Source organism: Proteocatella sp. QWL-06 (genome assembly GCF_058684135.1).
This window is the reverse complement of the sequence record NZ_CM178755.1, coordinates 1,891,444-1,913,539: the sequence shown is the minus strand read 5'-3', so window position 1 is coordinate 1,913,539 and position 22,096 is coordinate 1,891,444. Positions and strand designations below refer to the sequence as shown.

Annotated in this window: 17 protein-coding genes, 1 tRNA gene, 2 pseudogenes and 1 other annotated feature; of the genes and pseudogenes, 13 read left to right on the top strand and 7 right to left on the bottom strand. The window is 45.0% G+C overall.

Annotated features, from left to right (window positions below; genetic code table 11):
- Positions 1-92: 92 nt before the first annotated feature.
- Positions 93-884, bottom strand: a complete 792-nt coding sequence (locus AC4PGZ_RS09125; RefSeq protein WP_492158326.1) for an ECF transporter S component — start codon at positions 882-884, stop codon at positions 93-95.
- A 141-nt stretch (positions 885-1,025) separates the two neighbouring features.
- On the opposite strand from AC4PGZ_RS09125, the gene pdxR reads away from it, so the two are divergent.
- From pdxR to AC4PGZ_RS09100, 5 genes are all read left to right on the top strand, one after another.
- Positions 1,026-2,426 (top strand): MocR-like pyridoxine biosynthesis transcription factor PdxR, encoded by a 1,401-nt coding sequence (gene pdxR / locus AC4PGZ_RS09120; protein WP_492158325.1) that lies wholly within the window; start codon positions 1,026-1,028, stop codon positions 2,424-2,426.
- 83 nt (positions 2,427-2,509) lie between these two features.
- A complete protein-coding gene (gene buk / locus AC4PGZ_RS09115; protein ID WP_492158324.1) occupies positions 2,510-3,565 on the top strand; it encodes a butyrate kinase in 1,056 nt (351 codons plus the stop codon).
- A gap of 59 nt (positions 3,566-3,624) precedes the next feature.
- Positions 3,625-4,869 (top strand): pyridoxal phosphate-dependent aminotransferase, encoded by a 1,245-nt coding sequence (locus AC4PGZ_RS09110; protein ID WP_492158323.1) that lies wholly within the window; start codon positions 3,625-3,627, stop codon positions 4,867-4,869.
- A gap of 40 nt (positions 4,870-4,909) precedes the next feature.
- Complete coding sequence (locus tag AC4PGZ_RS09105; RefSeq protein WP_492158322.1) at positions 4,910-6,688, top strand: bifunctional metallophosphatase/5'-nucleotidase; 1,779 nt, start codon at positions 4,910-4,912, stop codon at positions 6,686-6,688.
- Between the two features lie 87 nt (positions 6,689-6,775).
- A complete protein-coding gene (locus AC4PGZ_RS09100; protein WP_492158321.1) occupies positions 6,776-7,831 on the top strand; it encodes a GerMN domain-containing protein in 1,056 nt (351 codons plus the stop codon).
- Positions 7,832-7,953: 122 nt separating this feature from the next.
- On the opposite strand, the gene AC4PGZ_RS09095 is transcribed toward AC4PGZ_RS09100, so the two are convergent.
- From AC4PGZ_RS09095 to ilvB, 5 genes are read right to left on the bottom strand one after another with little or no spacing between them, the layout of a single operon-like run.
- Positions 7,954-9,183, bottom strand: coding sequence for an ATP-binding protein (locus AC4PGZ_RS09095; protein ID WP_492158320.1), 1,230 nt, complete (start codon positions 9,181-9,183; stop codon positions 7,954-7,956).
- A complete protein-coding gene (ilvD, locus tag AC4PGZ_RS09090; RefSeq protein ID WP_492158319.1) occupies positions 9,183-10,847 on the bottom strand; it encodes a dihydroxy-acid dehydratase in 1,665 nt (554 codons plus the stop codon). Before ilvD ends, AC4PGZ_RS09095 begins: the two co-directional genes overlap by 1 nt.
- Before the next feature lie 9 nt (positions 10,848-10,856).
- Positions 10,857-11,852, bottom strand: coding sequence for a ketol-acid reductoisomerase (ilvC, locus tag AC4PGZ_RS09085; RefSeq protein ID WP_492158318.1), 996 nt, complete (start codon positions 11,850-11,852; stop codon positions 10,857-10,859).
- Positions 11,853-11,906: 54 nt separating this feature from the next.
- Complete coding sequence (ilvN, locus tag AC4PGZ_RS09080) at positions 11,907-12,419, bottom strand: acetolactate synthase small subunit (RefSeq protein WP_492158317.1); 513 nt, start codon at positions 12,417-12,419, stop codon at positions 11,907-11,909.
- A gap of 14 nt (positions 12,420-12,433) precedes the next feature.
- On the bottom strand, positions 12,434-14,101 hold the full coding sequence (gene ilvB, locus AC4PGZ_RS09075) for a biosynthetic-type acetolactate synthase large subunit (protein WP_492158316.1): 1,668 nt from the start codon (positions 14,099-14,101) through the stop codon (positions 12,434-12,436).
- Between the two features lie 109 nt (positions 14,102-14,210).
- Positions 14,211-14,448: a binding site (T-box leader), on the bottom strand.
- 225 nt (positions 14,449-14,673) lie between these two features.
- On the opposite strand from ilvB, the gene AC4PGZ_RS09070 reads away from it, so the two are divergent.
- Both AC4PGZ_RS09070 and AC4PGZ_RS09065 read left to right on the top strand, forming a co-directional pair.
- Entirely contained in the window at positions 14,674-15,270 is a 597-nt protein-coding gene (locus tag AC4PGZ_RS09070; RefSeq protein WP_492158315.1) for a nitroreductase family protein, read from the top strand.
- Between the two features lie 127 nt (positions 15,271-15,397).
- Positions 15,398-15,904: pseudogene (locus AC4PGZ_RS09065) on the top strand (beta-class carbonic anhydrase); the annotation flags it as partial.
- Here the strand turns inward: AC4PGZ_RS09065 and AC4PGZ_RS09060 are convergent.
- Positions 15,865-15,972: pseudogene (locus AC4PGZ_RS09060) on the bottom strand (hypothetical protein); the annotation flags it as partial. The pseudogenes AC4PGZ_RS09065 and AC4PGZ_RS09060 overlap by 40 nt on opposite strands.
- A 101-nt stretch (positions 15,973-16,073) precedes the next feature.
- Here AC4PGZ_RS09060 and AC4PGZ_RS09055 point away from each other — a divergent pair.
- The 6 genes from AC4PGZ_RS09055 to proC all read left to right on the top strand — a co-directional run bounded on the left by AC4PGZ_RS09055 (position 16,074) and on the right by proC (position 22,056).
- Positions 16,074-16,149 (top strand) — tRNA-Thr (locus AC4PGZ_RS09055).
- Between the two features lie 50 nt (positions 16,150-16,199).
- Entirely contained in the window at positions 16,200-17,396 is a 1,197-nt protein-coding gene (gene tuf / locus AC4PGZ_RS09050; RefSeq protein WP_492158314.1) for an elongation factor Tu, read from the top strand.
- Between the two features lie 189 nt (positions 17,397-17,585).
- A complete protein-coding gene (gene ppnP / locus AC4PGZ_RS09045) occupies positions 17,586-17,867 on the top strand; it encodes a pyrimidine/purine nucleoside phosphorylase (protein WP_492158313.1) in 282 nt (93 codons plus the stop codon).
- 11 nt (positions 17,868-17,878) lie between these two features.
- The gene (locus AC4PGZ_RS09040; RefSeq protein ID WP_492158312.1) at positions 17,879-18,781 is read left to right on the top strand and encodes a trans-4-hydroxy-L-proline dehydratase activase; all 903 of its coding nucleotides are present in this window, start codon (positions 17,879-17,881) and stop codon (positions 18,779-18,781) included.
- Positions 18,782-18,786: 5 nt separating this feature from the next.
- Entirely contained in the window at positions 18,787-21,159 is a 2,373-nt protein-coding gene (gene hypD / locus AC4PGZ_RS09035; protein ID WP_492158311.1) for a trans-4-hydroxy-L-proline dehydratase, read from the top strand.
- Positions 21,160-21,255: 96 nt separating this feature from the next.
- Positions 21,256-22,056, top strand: coding sequence for a pyrroline-5-carboxylate reductase (gene proC, locus AC4PGZ_RS09030; RefSeq protein WP_492158310.1), 801 nt, complete (start codon positions 21,256-21,258; stop codon positions 22,054-22,056).
- The last annotated feature ends 40 nt before the right edge of the window (positions 22,057-22,096 follow it).

Sequence of the window (22,096 nt, the reverse complement as noted above, 5' to 3'; positions counted from 1 at the left end):
GCTTAAGATAGAAATAACCTGCCCAGTACACAGACAGCTGAGCGCACATCAAAAGGGACCAGTCGGAGAGCGGGTATAATCACACAACTGATTTAAAGCGAGATTCTGAAAAGCTTCTTTGCCGGGGTTCTCATGAGCGCTGAATATATTATCATTGCTATTACGAATCCAAGCAGGAACTGAACCATGTTCCATGGTACGCTGAAGGCTGATACTGCAAAGTTTGCGTAGAGTATGCCCCCTGCGATGTAATATGCAAACACCATCCACAGTCCTGCAAATGTCATGGATATTATGATGTATATCGGAACGCTTATGCTGTTCTTCTTTTTCATGTATATCGCAGCTATGACAAGAAACAGCGGAATAAGAAGTGCGCCTGTCATTATCTGTGACTGCACTCCGGAGATGAATGAAGGAAGCGCATCTAATGATGCGAGCTCTGCGCCTTCTGCGAGTCCCTGAGGATTTGCCATGGCTTCAGATGATATTATGCTTCCGAGGATGAAATTAAAGCCCATCCATGAAGCTGCAGTAGCAAGGCTTATGCCTGCCAGGTTTTTCTTGTTGCCTCTTGCAAGCTCTATGCATATCCCCATTATTACCGCCATGACAAGCTTTATGACCAGGGTCCAGGGCGCCCAGTTTGCGTATCCTGCGAACAGGTCAGCCATCATTGAGCCGACTCCGGCAGCAAATCCGCCTCTTTTCCAGCCGAGCAGCAGCACAGATATGAATATCATGCTGTCCCCCAGATGTATATAACCTCCGGTAAATGGAACCGGAACCATCAGAAACATCGTAGCTATAGTTACCAGTGCTGTCATAAGGCCTGTCAGTACCAGTGTATTTGTCTTGCTGGATGAAACTCTTGAATTACTCATGATTATACCTCTTTTCTCAATTTATGTAGATTGACAATTGTGTCTATAGGGTATATTATACAAATAAATTGTATATTAAAAAAGAGTCAGTTTTCAAAATTTTAAAGAGTACAGATTCAAAGATACAGATTGGAGGAGTTCATGAAGGAAATACTTCCCGCGCTCGATTACAGCAGCGAAGAGCCGCTTTATCATCAGCTCTACAGATACATAAAAAACGAGATAGAAACAGGGAGGCTCAGGCCGGATGAAAAGCTGCCTTCCATAAGAAGCATCTCAGAAAAGACGGGAGTCAGCAAGACGACCATACAGACGGCCTACGATCAGCTCATGATAGAGGGATATATATACAGCAGGATGAAATCAGGCTACTATGTGAGCCATATAATACTGGATGAAGTAACTGAGGATGAGCATGAAGAAGGAAAAGGCCATCATCATGCGCAGGAAGAGACTGCGATGCCTGATCAGCTGAGGTATCACGATGACACTTCATTTGATTTCATAAAGTGGAAGAAATGCAGCAATCATGTTCTGACGTACAAGACCATGGAGCTCCTTACGGATGCCGAGGTGCAGGGGGAGCTTGAGCTCAGGCAGGGAATAGCCAAATACGTTTACCAGTCAAGGGGCGTGTACTGCAAGGCTGAGGACATAGTGGTAGGGGCCGGGGTGCAGCAGATAATGGTCATGCTGTGCGTCCTCCTTAAGAAGCTCGGGAAAGAATCCATAAGCTTCGAAAATCCAGGCTTCATGCTCAGTCAGAATATATTTCGGGATTATTCCTATGATGTTACCTCCATAGACATAGAGGAAAACGGCATAAACATAGATGCACTCAGGGAGATAGACCCGGACATAGTCTATATAAGTCCTTCCCACCAGTTCCCGACGGGAGCGGTAATGCCCGTCGCAAAAAGGATGCAGGTGCTTAACTGGGCTATGGAAAATGAAAAGTACATCATAGAGGATGATTATGACAGCGAGCTCAGATACACAGGAAAGCCGGTTCCGGCTCTGAAAGGCCTGGACAAGAATGACAGGGTCATATATGCGGGTTCATTCTCATCAACGCTTCTGCCTTCCATAAGGATAAGCTATATGGTGATGCCGGAGCCGATAAAGGAAGTCTATATCAGCATGAAGAACAATTACGCTCAGGGCTGCTCAAAGGTGGACCAGCTGACACTCAGCAGATTCATGAAGGAAGGCCATTATCAGAAGCATATCAGGCGGATAAGAAGAATATATGCGGAAAAGAGCATCCTTATGAGCAGCATAATCAAAAGAAAGTACACGGATGTAATGGATGTGGTCAGCAGCTCGTCTGGACTCTATATAATAGTAGAGATAAAAACCGGAAGGTCTGAAGCTGAGGTCGTAGAGAAGATAAACGCGGCCGGGATAAAGGCGACCTCCTTCAGCCATTATGTGAGGGGGCTCAAGAGAAAACAAAGACCCATGTTCATGCTTTATTTCTTCAATCTGGACATAGAAAGATTTGAGGAAATAATGGAAGTAATCGCTGATATAATAAGATAAGCTCAAATTTGAAGCATCACCTTGAAAACGTATTCATGAAGTGGTAGAATAAAGATAATCTAATAAGCGGAGGATAACAAAGTATGAAAATTTTAGCGATAAATCCAGGATCCACATCTACAAAAATTGCACTGTATGAAGACAGGGAACTGCTGTTCAAGGAATCTGTCGAGCATTCGAGCGAGGAGCTTGAAAAGTACCCTACGATATCTTCTCAGTATTCTATGAGAAAAGACCATATAACAGATACGCTATCAAGGCATGGTTACTCGGCAGATATGCTAAGCGCAGTAGTTGGAAGGGGGGGACTTCTTCCGCCGGTTAAATCAGGTGCCTATGAGGTAAATGAAGAGATGGCCGATGTGCTTATGAACAGGCCGGTGCTTGAGCATGCCTCAAATCTTGGAGGCCTTATAGCAAAGGATATAGCGGACATGGCAGGAATCCCGGCATACATATATGACTCGGTTTCTGTTGATGAGCTCTCAGACGTGGCGAGGGTAACAGGACTCAGGGAGATAGTAAGGACGAGCCAGTCTCACTGCCTCAACATGAGAGCGGCTGCAATAAAGACGGCGCAGGAGATGGGGAGTGCATACACGGATATGAATCTGGTTGTGGCTCACCTCGGCGGAGGTATCTCTCTAAGCGCTCACAAACAAGGACAGATGCTGGACATAGTATCTGATGACGAAGGTCCTTTCTCTCCGGAGCGTTCAGGAAGGCTTCCTATAAAGAATTTCATAAAGCTGTGCGCGCAGCATGACATAAATGAAATAAAAAAGATGGTTCGTGGAAACGGGGGACTGGTTTCACTTCTTGGAACAAACAGCGCGCTCGAGGTACAGAAGAGGATAGACTCAGGTGATGAGAGGGCAAGACTCGTATACGAGGCCATGGCTTACCAGATAGCCAAGTCGATAGGGGAGCTGGCAGTGGTGCTCGATGGAGAAGTGGATGCAATAGTAATAACAGGCGGAATAGCATATTCGGAGTTTATAACAGAATATATAAAGAAGAAAGTCAGCTTCATAGCGCCGGTAAGGATACTTCCTGGGGAGAATGAACTTGAGTCGCTTGCATTTGGAGCATACAGAGTTCTCACAGGGGAAGAGAAGGCGCATATTTTTGCCGAGTAGGAGTTTTTCGAGTAAGAGTTGTTCATGTTAACTTTTTTATAGAAATCAGGAGGTATTGAATGGAACTAAGAATGACAGCAAAGCATGCGCAGTGGCCACGAGAGAATGACCCGATATTTGCGATTGCAGGACGAGCTAAGGAAGCACAGGACAAGTTTGGAAAGGACAAGGTTATCGATGCTACGATAGGGGCCCTTGTGGACGATGAAGGCGCTCTCATATGCATGGAAAGCGTATACGGCGTACTTAAAAACCTTCCTAACGCAAAGATTGCGGCATACGCTGCGCTTGCTGGACAGCCTGATTTTTTAGCGGCTGTAGAAAAGGCTTGCTTCAGGGAGTTCAGGCCTGACGCTCACATAAGGACGGTTGCCACTCCCGGAGGAACCGGAGCGGTAAAGCATGCAGTATGGGGATATACCAATCCAGGTGACAAGATCCTCGTTTCAGACTGGTTCTGGTCCGCATATTCCACTATAGCGGGAGACGTGGGCAGAAGCCTTACTCATCACAGGCTTTTCAATGAGAAGGGCGGATTTAACATAGAGTCATTCAAGGAGAGCTTTGATGCCCTCGCAGACGAGCAGAAAAGAGTCCTCACGATAATAAATTCACCGGCGCAGAACCCGACGGGATACAGCCTCTCAGATGAGGAATGGGATCAGGTCCTCGAAGTCATGAAGGCAAAGGCGCAGGACAGCGAAAAAAGGCTGATACTTTTTGTAGATACAGCCTATATAGATTTTGCGGGCGAAGGAATGGAAAGAAGAGCTTTCTTCAGAAAATTCTCAGGACTTCCTGAAAACATACTCGTGATTGTTGGATACAGCATGTCAAAAGGGTATACTATGTATGGGCTCAGATCGGGAGCGGCAATAGGGATATCTTCCAATGAAGATGTGGCAGAAGACTTCTACTATGCGTGCCTTCATGCAGGAAGAGCCAACTGGTCAAATGGTACGAGATGCGCGATGGAGGTAATGTCTGAGATAGAGAATGACCCTGCAAAGCTTGAAGTATATTCGAAGGAACTTTTAAAATACAAGAACATGCTCAGGGCAAGAGCGGCGGCTTTCGTAAAAGCTTCAGCAGAAGTTGGGCTTGAGATACTTCCGTACAGGGATGGATTTTTCACATCGATTCCTCATGAGAATCCAAAGGCGGTCGTGGAAAAGCTCACAGAATACAACATATTTGCGGTACCTCTTAAGATGGGGGTAAGATTTGCAGTGTGCGCGGTATCGGAAGAGAACTGTGCAAAAGCTCCGGCTATTATAAAGAAGGCAATAGATGAACTTAAATAGCATTTTGTTAACTTATTTATTTTAAGTGATGGAGGTAAACATGAAGAAGAGAATCAGCAGGCTGCTCACTGCAGCAATGGTAGTTTCGAGCATTTTTACTTATCCTGGATTTGCTCAGGAAAAAGAGACAATCACAATCATTCACACAAATGACACTCATGCAAACGTATCAGACAATGGAAAGGACATAATCGGCTTTGCGAGGCTGGCTTCCTATGTGGAGAATCTCAGAAAATCTCAGGACGTGATTTTTGTAGACGCTGGAGACATGTTCCAGGGGCTTCCTTTTGCCAATCTTGAAAAGGGTCACAGCGTTGTGCCTGTGGCAAACCTTGCAGGATACGATGCCATGGCTCCTGGAAACCATGAATTCGACTTCGGTGCGGACAACCTTATGGAAATCCATAAGAAGATAAACTTCCCTATGCTTTCCGCAAACATCTACAAGGATGGAAAACAGGTATTCCCTTCATATATAGTAAAGGAAATAGATGGAGTGAAGGTAGGTATATTTGGAATCACTACTCCTGAGACTGAATTCAAGACTCATCCTGACAATATAGTGGGATATGAATTCAAAGATATGATAGCGAATGCAGAGAAATCAGTTAAGGATCTTAAGGAAAAAGAAGATGTAGACGTAGTAGTAATGCTTGCTCACCTTGGCCTTTATGAGGGAGACTATACCTCAGACAAGGTAGCAGAAGCGGTTGACGGAATAGACGTAATAATAGACGGACACAGCCATACTTCGCTTCCTGAAGGTCTTATGGCTGGGGATACTCTCATAGCGAGTGCGAACACTGCGCTCAAGAATGTGGGAAAAGTTGAAATAACTCTTGAAAATGGTGAAGTTACAGATAAGAAGGCAAGCCTTCTTGGATACTCTGATTTTGCAGCATCTGAGCCAAAGGCAGAAATTGTTGCAGCGATAGCAGATGTATCAGCAGCTCAGGACGCGGTGCTTTCAAAGGTGGTAGGAAAAACTTCGGCAGTGCTTAACGGAGAGAGATCCTCTGCAAGAACAGGAGAAACAAATCTTGGACAGCTTGCTACAAATGCGATGATAGATCTTACAGGAGCTGACGTAGCTATAACAAACGGCGGAGGTATCAGAGCTTCTATCGCAGCAGGCGATATAACTATGAAGGACCTTGTTACCGTATTCCCATTCGGAAACACTGTAATGGTCAAAGAAATAAAAGGAAGCGACCTCGTGGCAGCGCTTGCTCACGGAACAGGCGATTATCCAGCTGAAAAAGGAGCATTCCCTCACGTTGCGGGCATGACCTTCACGCTTAATGCAGGCACTGAACCAGCAAAGAGAATAACTGATGTGAAAATAAACGGCCAGGCTATCGACATGAACAAGACCTATTCAGTAGTTACAAACGACTTCATGGCAGCCGGAGGAGATGGATACACAATGTTCAAGCCGTATCCGGTTGTAAAGGAATACAATACGCTTATGGACACTCTTCTATCATATATAGCTGAAGAGGGTGAGGTTAAGGGTGAATTCGAGACAAGAATGAATGTGAACAACATAGGAGGACTCAGATACTTTGCTGAGTCACGTGGATTCAAGGTTGTATATGATGCAGGCACAAAGGCTGTAAGCCTCATGAAGACTGATGCGGAGACTGGAGCAGGATCAAAGATACAGCTTAAGGTAAACGACGGGGCATACACTGCTGTGGATGCCGACAGCAACATAGCGTCAGAATTCAAGTATGTTCCTTCTATAAAGGATGGAAAGACAGTTTTAGACATAAAAGAGCTTAACTCTGTAATAGAGGCGCTTAACAAGGCTGCATAAGCATATTCAGGACCCGGAGGATAAATGCTTCCGGGTCTTTTTCAATAATCCGGGATGAATGTTGAATGTGTGAAAGGAGTGGTATAAATGAAAAAAAATTTAACCAAAGTGGCGATTTTCCTGAGCGTGCTGATCGTCTTGTCAGGGTGCTCGGGGATACTGCAGCCGGGAATTCCGGATGATGTCAGCCCTCCGGATAATCCGCCTCCCGCAGATGCTCAGGAGCTTAATCTTGAGGATTATATACTGCCAATCGACAATGCCAGATATAATTACGAGGGCACCGGCATGGAATATGCGCAGTACAGCGCCTGGGCCGACTACAGGTATGATGATGCACTCCAGATAAGGACGGACAATGGTGGGACTGTAATGGCAAGCGTATACAGGTTTGATGGCGAAAAGCTCATAAGGACTTTCAGCCAGGGCGAGACATATCACAGGGAGGACCTGACTCACAGGGAGAACAATTCACAGGATGTCATCCTTATGAAGCCTCTCGCTGAGGGCACCTCATGGATTCTCGAGGATGGCTCAAAAAGGACGATAACAGGAATGGACATGGATGTGGAAACTCCTTCAGGAAGCTACAAGGCCATAGAAGTGACTACTGAGTATAAAGATTCAAAGACCTTCGATTATTATGTGAAGGGCACAGGACTCGTAAAATCGGTGTTCTCAGGAGACGACTATGAGGTCATATCGGCCCTTGAAAGCATAGAAAGCGACTTCCGGCTTACTCAGGATGTAAAGCTCTATTATCCGGATGCGCAGGAAAACATAATAAGCGTGGATGCTCAGCTTGAGTTTGGGACAAACGACAGCGCTGAGAAGGTTCTCGTACAGTCATATAGGGACAGCGTTCCATCTGATGCTCTGACCGTTTTTGCAGGCAGCTCGGAGATAAACAGCATGTACTTTGATCAGGAGACATCCACCGCAAGGATAGACCTTAGCAGAAGCTTTATAACGGAAATGAACGCAGGCTCATACTATGAGTCCCTCATACTCCAGAGCCTCGCGGATACCCTGAGATCCTATGGAAACAGCGAGAAGATTTCGGTAACCGTTGACGGAGGAGCCTATGAATCAGGCCATATGCTGCTTGAGAAGGAAGATTATATATGGGCGAGGGCTGAATAAGTCCGGGCGAGGAGAGCATAGAAATAGATAAAAGAAGGAATAGATAAAAAAGAAGCGGATCCATAAAAGGAATCTGCTTCTTTTTTTGCGCCCGTAACGGGCGAGATATTACAATATCATGCTCAGCTTATCACTCCGCTGCTCATCAGCTCGACAAAGTGCTTTGCCACTCTTGGAGACCTTCCGCTTCGCCTGATTGCAAATGCTTCTGCCTTTACGCTTAGCTGATCAGGAGCTATGTCAAGCTGCATTTTGGCTGCAAGCTCCGATACTATGCGCAGATATTCATCCTTATCAGGCCTTGAGAAGGTTATGGTAAGTCCGAATCTGTCGCTGAGGGAGGAGATTTCCTCCATTGTGTCGCTGAAATGAAGATCGTCCCCGTCTCTGTCTGAGAACGATTCCTTTACGAAATGCCTTCGATTGCTTGTCGCATAAATCACTATGTTATCGGATCTTGAGGATACGGAGCCCTCAAGGATGGCTTTAAGGGAAGAAAAGTCATCGTCATCTCTGCTGAAGGAGAGGTCATCTATAAACAGTATGAATTTAAGCGGGTTTGTCGAAAGCTCGTCTATAAGCCTCGGGATACGGGAATACTGCGACTTCTTTATTTCAATCAGTCTCAGTCCTTCGCCGAACATGTCATTTGCAAGGGCCTTTACCGTCGCTGACTTGCCTGTGCCCGCATCTCCGTAAAGCAGTATGTTGGCTGAGCTTATTCCTCTCAGCAGCGCCTTGGTATTTTCGACTACCTGCCTTCTTTGAGCGCGGTAGCCCATCAGATCCGACAGCGATGTCGCATCAGGCTTCTGAACGGGAATCAGGATATCGCCTTCAAGCATGAACGTGCTGTGCAGTGCAAATTTTCCAAAGCCCTTCTGGTGAATCTGGGAAATTCTTTCCAGGTAGAGCTTTTTGAAATCATGCTGAGTCACAGAGTATTCAGGAAGGAAACCGTCATATCCTGATTTATGCCTCAGAAAATCGCTGCTGACAAGTGACAGCTGGCTCAGAGTGTCAAGTTCCTCCAAAAGGCACTTTTCAAGAGAAGCTGGGACTTCTCTTTTCTGCGATGCCTCTTTGCTGTATATGTTCTGGTCATTCAGTACGAGCTCCAGGATATGGTCGCTCAGGTCGCCTCTGCCGCTCTCGTAGAGTGAGAGCACGAATTCGCTGTAGAGGCTGAGGGTTTCAGCCTGACTGTCCAGGCTGAGCATTCTCTGAGATTCTCCTGCGCTGCACAGATTCCTTATCAGCAGGCAGAGCCTGTTTACGGCCTTATCCTCGAGGAGGCTCCTGAAGATCATAAGCGTCTGAGTTTTTTTGTAAAGCCTTTCAAGATCATGCATTATATCATCACCGCTCCTGTATTTGCTGATCCGGCAAGTCTTGAATATCTTGCCAGCCATCCTGTTTTTACAACCGGCTCCTTAGGTATGAAGCTCTTTCTCCTCTGATCAAGCTCTTCATCTGAAACCTTTACATTTATGCTGTTTGAAGGGATGTCTATTTCTATGAGGTCGTTCTCTCTTATGAGAGCTATGTTTCCGCCCTCGGCAGCTTCAGGGGATACGTGGCCTATGGAGGCTCCTCTTGATGCCCCGCTGAATCTTCCGTCTGTTATGAGCGCGACTTCCTTGTCAAGCTTCATTCCGGCAAGCGCCGAAGTAGGGTTGAGCATCTCTCTCATGCCTGGACCGCCCTTTGGACCCTCATATCTTATAACAACTACATCTCCGGGATTTATGCCGCCGCCGTAGATTACCTCTATGGCATCCTCTTCGCTGTCGAATACTCTTGCAGGGCCTGTGTGAGTCATCATCTCGGGCGCCACGGCGGATCTTTTTACTACGCAGCCGTCCTTTGCGATATTACCCCACAGGATCGCGATTCCGCCGTTTTCGCTGTAAGGATTCTCTATAGGCCTTATGATCTGAGGCTTTCTGTTGTATGCTCCCCTGAGATTTTCGCCAAGGGTTGCTCCGGTTGCAGTTATGACATCGGTGTTTATGAAGCCTTTCTTCACAAGCTCGCTGTATACAGCGCTTATTCCGCCGGCCTCGTTGAGGTCCTGAATATGAGCCTCTCCTGCAGGGGCAAGATGGCACAGATTTGGAACCAGGTTGCTTATCTCGTTTATGAGCTCAAGATCCAGCTTTACCTGAGCCTCGTGAGCTATGGCGAGAAGATGAAGCACGCTGTTTGTTGAGCAGCCAAGTGCCATTTCCGCACACAGTGCATTCCTGAAGGCATCTGGAGTGAGGATGTCTCTTGGCCTGATGTTCTTCTCAAGAAGCTCCATTATCTTCATGCCGCTTTTCTTTGCCAGCTGTATCCTCTGGCTGTGCACTGCAGGCACGGTTCCATTTCCCGGAAGCGCAAGTCCGATCGCCTCTGACAGGCAGTTCATGCTGTTGGCCGTGTACATGCCTGAGCATGAGCCGCATCCAGGGCATGAATTGTTTTCATACTCGGCAAGTTCTGCGTCGTCTATCAGATTTGCCTTTCTTGCTCCGGCCGCCTCGAACAGCACGGAGAGGCTTACTTCTCTTTCACCGACCTTGCCTGCGAGCATAGGACCGCCGCTGGCCACTATTGAAGGAATATTGATCCTGGCTGCTCCCATTATCATTCCCGGCACTATCTTGTCACAGTTTGGAACAAGAACGAGGGCATCGAAGCAGTGCGCGTTCGCCATTGTCTCTACAGAGTCTGCTATGAGCTCCCTTGAGGCAAGGGAATATCTCATTCCGTCGTGTCCCATGGCGATTCCGTCACATACTCCTATTGCAGGAACCAGGATAGGGGTACCGCCCGCCATCCTTATTCCTGCCTTGACTGCCTCTGCGATCTTGTCGAGATGTATGTGTCCCGGTACTATTTCGCTGTGAGCAGAAACTACTCCGATGAGTGGTCTGGAAAGCTCTTCCTCGGTATATCCCATCGCGTAGAAAAGAGAACGGTTGGGGGCTCTTTCAGCCCCTTTTGTAACCTGATGACTTCTAAGTTCCATATATGCCTCCTATTTTTTAAGCCAGCTCATCATGTTTCTTAACTGTGTGCCTACAGCCTCAAGCGGGTGTGACGCTTCAACTCTTCTTGTAGCAAGGAACTTAGCTCTTCTTCCAGCCTTGTTCTCAGCAACCCATTCGCTTGCGAACTCTCCTCTTTGTATCTCTGAAAGGATCTTCTTCATTTCCTTTCTTGTGTCCTCTGTGATTATTCTTCTTCCAGTCCTGTAGTCTCCGTACTCAGCTGTGTCTGAGATAGAGTATCTCATCATGGCGAATCCGCCGTCATTTATCAGGTCAACTATAAGCTTCATTTCGTGGATACATTCAAAGTAAGCCATCTCCGGAGCATATCCTGCTTCTACGAGAGTGTCGAATCCTGCTTTCATGAGCTCTGTAACTCCACCGCAAAGCACTGCCTGCTCTCCGAAAAGGTCTGTCTCAGTCTCTTCCTTGAATGTAGTTTCAAGTATTCCGGCTCTTCCAGCTCCGATTCCTGCAGCATATGCCATAGCAAGATCCTTGGCTTTTCCTGAATAATCCTGATGGATAGCGATAAGTGAAGGCACGCCTTTTCCTTCCTGATACTGCGTCCTTACCGTGTGGCCAGGTCCCTTTGGAGCTACCATTACAACGTCTACATTTTCAGGAGGCGTTATCTGAAGGAAGTGGATGTTGAATCCATGAGCAAACATAAGGCAGTCGCCGTCATTGAGGTTTGGAGCTATGTCGCTGTAGTATACATCGGCCTGTCTCTCATCTGGAAGAAGCACCATAACCAGTTGAGCCTGCTTTACCGCATCTGACACCTCTGCAACTCTGAGGCCCTGAGCTTCAGCCTTAGCGCGGCTTGGAGAATCTTTTCGAAGACCTACCACAACGTCTACTCCGCTTTCCTTAAGGTTTAAGGCATGGGCATGTCCCTGTGATCCGTATCCTACAACTGCTACAGTTTTTCCATTAAGTAAATCTAAATTGCAATCCTTTTCATAGTACATTTTTATCATTTTCTTTTCCTCCATTAGTTTTAATATAGTTTGATTTTTTAAACAAAGCTTATCCTATAGTGTTTCCTTCACGTCTGTGGAGCTTGTCAGGCTTCCTCTTTCCATTCCTGTGACTCCGGTGCGGCATGATTCTATAACTTCATAGCCCTTCATCACATTAAGGAAGGCATCTATCTTGCTTTCCTTTCCGGTAAGCTCCAGTATCATGGAATCTACATTCAGGTCGAGGATCCTTGCCCCGAATACCTCTGCGATTTCCTTGACATTGGTCACCTGAGCGTCTCTTATCTTGACCTTCAGGAGCAGCAGCTCTCTGAAAAGCGACGAGTCATCCTCGAGCACGAAGGTCTTTCGAACCTCCTCAAGCTTCTCTGTCTGCTTTATCAGCGACTCTACTGAGTCCTGATCTGCTATGACTGAAAAGGTCATCCTGGATATGTCGTCCTCTGTAGTCGTGGACGTAGTTATTGAATTTATGTTGAATCCCTTGCGGCAGAAAAGGCTTGAAATCCTTGCCAGCACTCCGGGATGGTCATAAACTATCATGACAAGTACATACTTCTTCATGCTAAGTCTCCTTTCTATGCAAGCATTACATCATCTATTGATTTTCCTGCAGGTATCATAGGGAATACAGATTCATCCTTGTCGATAATGCAGTCTATAACTGTCGGGCCGTTTTTGTTTTCAAGCGCCATTTCGAGCGCTTTTTCGAATTCTGAAATCGTAGAGGCTCTGTATGCAGTCCCTCCGAAGGCTTCGGCCACCTTAACGAAATCAGTCTTTCTTTCAAGAGATGTACATGAGTATCTCTTTTCATAGAACTTGGTCTGCCACTGCCTTACCATACCCAGAACTGAGTTGTTGAGAACTATGGTTATTACCGGAAGCTCATAGCTTACAGTCGTGCAGAGCTCGTTGAGATTCATGTGGAAGCTGCCGTCGCCTGTTATGTGTATAACCCTGCTGTCCGGATTCCCTATCTTGGCACCTATAGCGGCGCCGTACCCGTAGCCCATTGTCCCAAGACCTCCCGATGTAAGGAATGATCTAGGCTTTGTCCTTCCGCAGTACTGAGATGCCCACATCTGATGCTGTCCTACGTCTGTGGCGATTATAGTGTTTGAATCAGTTACTTTCTCAAGAACGGAGAAGAGCTGATGAGGCTTTATTACCTCGTCTGAGTCCTCTGGCTTGTAGTCTAGCTCCTCCTGCCAAATGTTTATCTGATCCATCCACTGATTATGCTCGGCAGGTTTTACAAGAGGAAGCAGGTCATTAAGTACGTCGTGCATGTTTCCTATGATGCCTACGTCTATCTGAACGTTCTTGTTGATTTCACTTGGATCTATATCTATGTGCACTATCTTAGCTCCGTTTGCAAATTTGCTCACATCAGTTGCAACCCGGTCTGAAAAACGTGCACCTACTGCAAGGAGAAGGTCACAGTTCTTTACTGCAAGCCCTGCAGAGACTGTGCCATGCATCCCAACTATCCCGATATTCAGAGGATCGCTGTAGCTGAGCACTCCAGAGCTCATGATTGTATGACATGAAGGCAGGTTTGCCTTGTGAACCAGGTCATACAGAATCTCTGAGGCATCTGCCGATACAACTCCGCCGCCGTAATATACAAGAGGTTTTCTGGCGTTATTCACAAGCGCTGCGGCCTCTTTTATCTGATCTTGCGTATACAGGTTCTTAGTTCTTGCAGCTTCTGCTGCTTTTGAAACGAACTCGCATTTCTGAGCAGTTATATCCTTTGGCACATCCACAAGCACAGGGCCCGGTCTACCTGATTTTGCTATCCTGAAAGCATCTCTGAGGTTGTCAGCTAGATTCTCGACCTTTCTGACTGCAAAGCTGTGCTTTGTTATAGGGAATGATATACCTTCGGTGTAAACCTCCTGGAAGCTGTCCTTTCCAATAAGATCGCATGATACGTTGCCTGTTATAACCACCATGGGGATAGAGTCCATATATGCAGTAGCGATGCCTGTGACCGCATTGGTAGCTCCTGGTCCTGATGTAACGAGTACTACTCCTGTCTTACCAGTAGACCTTGCGTATCCGTCTGCAGCATGAGTAGCTCCCTGCTCATGTGCAGTTGTGACGTGTGATATCCTGTCCTGGTATTTGTATAGTTCATCGTATATGTTGAGGACTGTTCCTCCCGGGTATCCGAAAATCGTATCTGTTCCCTGTTCCAACAGCACTTCTGCTATTATCTGTGATCCTGTTAACTGCATTTAATGACCTCCTTTTTTAAAAGTGTAATATTTAAATAATTTTCTGACAATTTTTAAGGGTAAAAAAAATCCACTGTCTCAAATCCTTCGCAGAATTGCGATGGATAAATAAAGAGACAGAGGAACAAGCTCTGCGGTACCACTCTTTTTGCTGCACTATGCAGCCTCTCAGGCATCAGACAATGCCGTGCACGTTAATGGGTGCAAACCAGTCTCGCTTATTTTGATTACATTTCGGCGGACAACTCATGGAGGATATTCACATAGACATTACCGCTGTCTTTCACCATTTCGACAGCTCTCTACAGGTACATATCAATGTTACTCGTTCCATTCATCGTTTTTGAATTTGAATTTATTAACAGTATAAATCTTTTAGAAAAAAAGTCAACACATTTTTCTATATTTTTTGAATATTGCAACTACTGAAAAAGCGAGAAAACGTTTATTATATTAATCACAATGACTATTTTGTTTAAAAATTTTTTTTAGGGGGTATAGTAAAATTAAGCATCGATACATTGTGTTATTAAAATAGAATTAATAATGATACGAAAACAGGAGGACGCGTTATGGAGTTCATGAAAGCACTTGAAAACAGGAGATCTCATTATGCAATAGGAAGAGAAGTAAGCATTTCGAATGAGACTGTATCAGAAATCGTAAGAGAAGCCCTCAGGCATACTCCGTCGGCATACAACTCACAGAGCGCAAGAGCTGTTGTGCTGTTCGGAAATCATCATGACAGGCTATGGAACATCGTCATGGAAAAGCTGAGAGAAATAGTTGCTCCTGAGAAGTTTGAGCCTACAGAGAAAAAAGTAAATGCCTTCAAGGCGGGATATGCTACTGTGCTGTTCTTTGATGACTCGACTACGACAGAAGGACTCCAGAAGAGATTTCCTCTTTACAGCAGGAATTTCGGGATATGGGCTGACCAGGCGAATGGAATGGCCCAGCACTCTGTGTGGGTAGCTCTCGAGCAGGAAGGCCTCGGCGCATCTCTCCAGCACTATAACGAGCTGATAGAGGAGGCAGTACGGGAAGAATGGGGACTCGATGCGGGATGGAAGCTGACTGCGCAGATGCCTTTTGGAAATATAGTCACGCCTCCGGGAGACAAGGAGTTCATGGACATAAACGAAAGAGTAAAGGTGTTTGTAGAATAAGACTTAAATTTTCTGTTGTAAAATCATCAGATTTCTGTATAATATTCTTAATACTTCAGCTGACCGGCTTATATTCTGAAAGGAGTATAGGCCTTTTGATTTTCAGGAAAGAAACAGAGGAGAAAGAATGATAGAAGAAATACTCAGGCACAACAGAGCATTCGTGGAGGAAAAGAGATACGACAGATTCATAACAAATAAATATCCTGACAAGAAGATAGCCATTCTGTCATGCATGGACACAAGGCTCACAGAGCTTCTTCCGGAAGCGCTCGGAATAAAAAACGGCGATGTTAAGATTATAAAGAATGCCGGCGGAGGAATTGCGCATCCTTTCGGCAGCGTTGTCAGAAGCCTTATCGTAGCAATCTATGATCTGGGCGTGGAAGAGATAATGGTTATTGGCCACACGGACTGCGGAGTTCAGCACATGGACAGCGCAAAACTCATTGATAAGATGAAGGAAAGAGGCGTGTCAGAAGAGACCCTTGGCCTTATAAACTACTGTGGCATAGATTTTGAATCCTGGCTGAGCGGTTTTGAGTGCGCAGAGGACTCTGTAAGAGAAAGCGTCAATATACTGAAGACGCATCCACTTATTCCGACAAACATAGTTGTGAGAGGATTTATAATAGATTCTACAACGGGAGAGCTTATAGAAACGCAGAAGTAAATGAATACAAAATTTCTGGTTGTAAAAATTCCGTATTAATGATAGAATGAAGTTATATGAGGCGGGCAAAAAAGTAAATAAACTATTGACAAAAGCCACTGTATTTATATAAAATATAAAGGGTAATTGTGCTCACGTGGCTCAGTCGGCAGAGCGTCGCCTTGGTAAGGCGGAGGTCGGCGGTTCGAATCCGCTCGTGAGCTCCAAAAAATCAAGAACAAACTTACTTAACAATTCTTTGAGGAGGAATAAAACAATGGCTAAGGCTAAATTCGAAAGAAATAAACCACACGTTAACGTTGGAACAATCGGACACGTTGACCACGGTAAAACTACACTTACAGCAGCTATCACAAAAACACTTCACACAAGATACGGATTTGGAGCAGCAGTAGACTTTGACAAAATAGATAAGGCACCAGAAGAAAGAGAAAGAGGAATCACAATATCAACGTCACACGTTGAGTACGAGACTCCAAACAGACACTACGCACACGTTGACTGCCCAGGCCATGCTGACTACGTAAAGAACATGATCACAGGAGCAGCTCAGATGGACGGAGCAATCCTTGTTTGTTCAGCAGCAGACGGTCCAATGCCGCAGACAAGAGAGCATATCCTTCTATCAAGACAGGTTGGAGTACCATACATCGTAGTATTCCTTAACAAATGCGACATGGTAGACGACGAAGAGCTTCTTGAGCTTGTAGAAATGGAAGTAAGAGAGCTTCTTAACGAGTATGAATTCCCAGGCGATGACACTCCAATAATAAGAGGATCAGCACTTAAGGCGCTTGAAGATCCAAACAGCGAGTGGGGCGACAGAATAATAGAGCTTTTCGAGCAAATCGATTCATATATCCCAGAGCCAGAAAGAGCAGTAGACAAGCCATTCCTTATGCCAGTAGAGGACGTATTCTCAATCTCAGGTAGAGGAACAGTTGCAACAGGAAGAGTAGAAAGAGGAATCCTTAAAGTATCTGACGAAGTAGAAGTAGTTGGACTTACAGAAGTTCCAAGAAAAGTAGTAGTAACAGGAGTAGAGATGTTCAGAAAGCTTCTTGATCAGGCTCAGGCAGGAGACAACATAGGAGCACTTCTTAGAGGAGTAGCAAGAGACGAGATCGAAAGAGGACAGGTTATGGCGAAGCCAGGATCAATCAAGCCTCATACAAAGTTCGAAGCTCAGGTATACGTTCTTAAGAAGGAAGAGGGTGGAAGACATACTCCATTCTTCAAAGGATACAGACCACAGTTCTACTTCAGAACAACAGACGTTACAGGTGACATCACACTTCCAGAAGGAGTAGAGATGGTAATGCCAGGAGACGACGTAAACATGATAGTTGAGCTTATCACTCCAATCGCAATCGAAGAAGGACTAAGATTCGCAATCAGAGAAGGTGGAAGAACAGTAGGATCAGGAGTAGTTGTTGCAATACTTGCTGACTAATTTGAGACCTTACAGGACTGAAAAATAATATAATGCTGCATATCTGACATTTGTCAGGTATGCAGTTTTTTTATGAAAAAAATTTAACGAAACATATTGATAACATATTGACAAGTTCATTAAAATGAAATATTATATAAGCATGAAGTAGATAATTTCACAAACATGAAAATAAAAAGGAGAATAAAAATGCTTAAGGTGAACGAGTATTTTGATGGAAAAGTAAAATCGATAGGATGCAGCAACTCAGAGGGAGAGCTCACGGTTGGAGTAATGGCGGTTGGAGAATTCGTGTTTTCCACATCTAAAAAAGAGTTCATGACAGTAGTGAGTGGAGAGCTTGAAGTGCTTCTTCCAGGCGAGAGCGAGAAGAGAACAATAGGAAAAGGCGAGCAGTTCATAGTGCCTGCAAATGAAAAATTTGATGTGAAGGTTGCGCAGGAAACAATATATACCTGCAGATATGAATAAAAGGGGAAAAAATGGAAAATCTCATATTTAACATACAGAAGTATTCTATTCATGACGGTGAAGGAATAAGGACTACAGTTTTCTTCAAGGGATGTCCTATGGAGTGCAAATGGTGCCACAATCCTGAAAGCCAGTCATATCGTCCCGATGTGATGCATAATACGGAAAAATGTGTTCAGTGTGGAAGTTGTATAGAGAAATGTCCTCAGAAAGCGATATCTGTAAAAGATGGAATAATTTCGACATCTGCTGACAGATGCAATTTCTGCGACACCTGCACCGATTCATGTATAGGAAATGCGAGAGAAATAGCGGGAAAAACATATACTGTAGATGAAATAATGAAGGAAATAGAAAAAGACAAGATGTTCTATGAACAGTCAGGTGGGGGAGTGACTCTTTCGGGCGGAGAGGTAATGACTCAGGATATGGATTACATACTTGGGATACTGAAGAAATGCAAGAGGCTGGGATATCGTGTAAACATAGATACATGCGGACATGCGGTATTTGAAAACTTTGAGAGGATCCTGCCTTATGTAGACACATTCCTTTATGATATCAAGCATATGGATAATGAGATTCACAGAGAGCTCACAGGTCAGGGAAACGAAATGGTTCTTGGAAATCTCGAAAAGCTGAGTGAAAAAGGGGCGAAAATAAATATAAGGATGCCGCTGGTAGAAGGGGTAAACAGCGATGATGAGCATATTGGAAGAGTCATAGATTTTCTTAAGAAGCTCAAGATAGAAAAGGTAAATCTGCTTCCTTATCACAACACGGGAAAAAGCAAGTACGAAAGAATGGGCATGACTTACGAAGGCGACAGCTACAGTGCGCCGGACATGGACAGGATGGAAGCGATAAGACTTAGATTCGAAAAAAATAATTTTAATGCCAGAATAGGAGGATAATTCTCATGGAAAGAGGAATGAACGAAAGAGTCAGGAAGCTTAGAAAACAGAGCATGGAGGCGGTGCCTCACATCGACATCGAAAGGGCAAAGCTTATCACGGAGGCTTATAAAAAATACGAAGGAAGCGTTTCGATACCTGAGCTTAGAGCACTTGCATTCAAGTATTACATGGAAAACAGGACGCTCTGCATAAACGAAGATGAGCTTATCGTTGGGGAAAAAGGAGATTCTCCGCAGGCTTCTCCTACATTCCCTGAGCTTTGCTGCCATACGCTTGAGGATATGGATGTAATGGACTCAAGGGACATAATATTCTTCAAGGTGGACGATAAGACGAGAGAGTTCCATAAAGAAGAAATAATACCATACTGGGAAAACAGGTCGCTGAGACACAAGATACTTAACAATATCGGAGACGAGTGGAAAAGATGCTATGAAGCTGGTATATTCACGGAGTTCATGGAGCAGAGAGGCCCTGGACATACTGTAGGAGGAGACCTTTTCTACAAGAAGGGATTCCTTCAGCTTAAGCAGGAGGCTCAGGATTCGATAGACAGACTTGATTTCATGAACGACAGAGAGGCGCTTTCAAAAAAGCATCAGCTGGAGGCAATGAAGATAGCATGTGATGCCATAATCATCTATGCAAAGAGATACAGCGAATATGCGAGAGATATGGCTGAGAAGGAAGAAAACTCAGCAAGAAAGCAGGAGCTTCTGACAATTGCGCATAACTGTGACGTGGTTCCGGCAAATCCGCCTCAGAACTATTATCAGGCAATTCAGATGTACTGGTTCGTTCATATAGGAGTAACTACAGAGCTGAATCCTTGGGATGCATTCAGCCCGGGAAGACTGGACCAGCATCTTTATCCATTCTACAAGGTAGATGTAGCTGAAGGAAGTCTTGACGATGACAAGGCTCTTGAGCTTCTTGAGTGCCTTTGGGTAAAGTTCAACAACCAGCCAGCTCCTCCAAAAGTAGGGATAACACTAAAGGAAAGTTCGACATATACTGACTTTGCCAACATCAACACCGGCGGAATAGCTCCGGACGGAAGCGATGGAGTTAACGAAGTGAGCTACCTTATACTCGACTGCATGGACGAGATGAGACTGCTTCAGCCGAGCTCAAATGTTCAGATAAGCAGAAAGACGCCTCAGAGCTTTGTAAAGAGAGCGTGTGAGATATCAAGAAAAGGCTGGGGACAGCCGGCCTTCTACAACACGGAGGCCATAGTTCAGGAGCTCCTAAACGCAGGAAAGAAGCTTGAAGACGCAAGAAAAGGCGGAACGAGCGGATGCGTGGAGACTGGAGCATTCGGAAATGAAGCATATATACTGACTGGATACATGAACCTTCCAAAGATTGTCGAGCTTACACTCACAAACGGATATGACGTGGTATCAAAGCAGCAGCTGGGACTTCAGACTGGAGATCCAAGGGATTTCAAGTCATACGAGGAACTGTTTGATGCATACAGAAAGCAGGTTGAGTACTTCATAGACATCAAGATAAAGGGAAACAACATCATAGAGAATATATATGCTCAGTATATGCCGGTTCCATTCCTTTCACTTGTTACAAATGACTGCATTACAAACGGAAAAGACTACAATGCAGGTGGAGCAAGATACAACACGAACTACATCCAGGGTGTTGGAATAGGAACTATCACAGACTCTCTTTCAGCTATAAAATACAATGTATATGACAATAAGAAGTTCACTATGGATGAGATGCTCAAGGCTGTGGAAAACAACTTCGAGGGCTATGAGGAAATCCACAACCTTGTGTGCAACAAGACTCCTAAATACGGAAATGACGATGACTATGCAGATGAGATAATGAGAAGCGTATTCGACCTTTACCACGATACAGTTACCGGCAGACCTAACATGAAGGGTGGAAAGTACAGAATCAACATGCTTCCTACAACATGCCACGTTTATTTCGGTGAGGTAATGATAGCAAGCCCTAACGGAAGACTTGCGCACAAGCCGGTTTCAGAAGGAATATCTCCTGAAAAGGGAGCTGACACAAAAGGTCCTACAGCAGTAATAAAATCATGCTCAAAGATGGATCATCTTTCAACCGGAGGAACGCTGCTGAATCAGAAGTTCGCGCCTGCAGTAGTAGCAGGAGAGACAGGGCTTGATCAGATGGCCAACCTTGTAAGGACATACTTCAACATGGATGGACACCACATACAGTTCAACGTAATAGACAGAGAAACTCTTATAGATGCTCAGAAGAATCCTCAGGATTACAAAGACCTCATCGTAAGGGTTGCGGGATACAGTGACCACTTCCACAACCTGAGCAGAGAGCTTCAGGACGAAATAATAGGAAGAACAGATCAGACATTCAACTAAACAGCTACAAACCTGCCAGGGCAGATTTTCTGCCTTGGTTTGTTTGCATGCCAGTGGTAGAATATAATTAAAACAGCTAAACGAGAGGAAGAGAAGATGAACAGGAAAATTGGATTCATAGGTTGTGGAAATATGGCAAAAGCGATGATAGGCGGGATAATAGAGTCAAAGATCGTAAACCCTCAGGACGTAATTGCGAGTGACGGTTATATGCCATCGCTTGAAGGAACAAGTGAGAAATACGGGATAAAGATAACTCAGGACAATAAAGAGGTAGCGTCATCATCCGATGTGGTATTCCTTGCGGTAAAGCCAAACATGTATGAAGCGGTTATCGATGAGATAAAAGACTCAGTTGATGAAAAAACCATGATAGTAACCATCGCTCCGGGAAAAACTCTTGCAAACATAGAAAAATGCTTTGGAAAAAAGGTAAAGGTCCTGAGGACTATGCCAAACACGCCAGCGCTTGTAGGAGCTGGAGTTACTGCAGTGTGTCCGAATTCGGAGATAAATAAGGAAGAATTTGAAGCGCTCAGAGAGATAATCGGCACATTCAGCCTGGTGGAGCAGGTAGACGAAAAGCTTTTTGATGCGGTAGTTTCAGTAAGCGGATCTTCACCTGCATATGTGTTCATGTTCATAGAGGCTATGGCTGATGCAGCGGTAATACAGGGAATGCCAAGAGACAAGGCTTACAGATTTGCTGCTCAGGCAGTAATGGGAAGCGCAAAGATGCTTCTTGAGACTGGAAAGCATCCAGGTGAACTCAAGGATATGGTGTGCTCTCCTGGAGGGACTACGATAGAGGCTGTGGCCGTGCTTGAGGAAAAAGGTTTCAGGACTGCGGTTATAGAAGCTATGAGAGCCTGCGGAGAAAAATCATCAAAAATGTAACAGAATCATGAAATATTCGGATAATATAGCTTTCATTTTT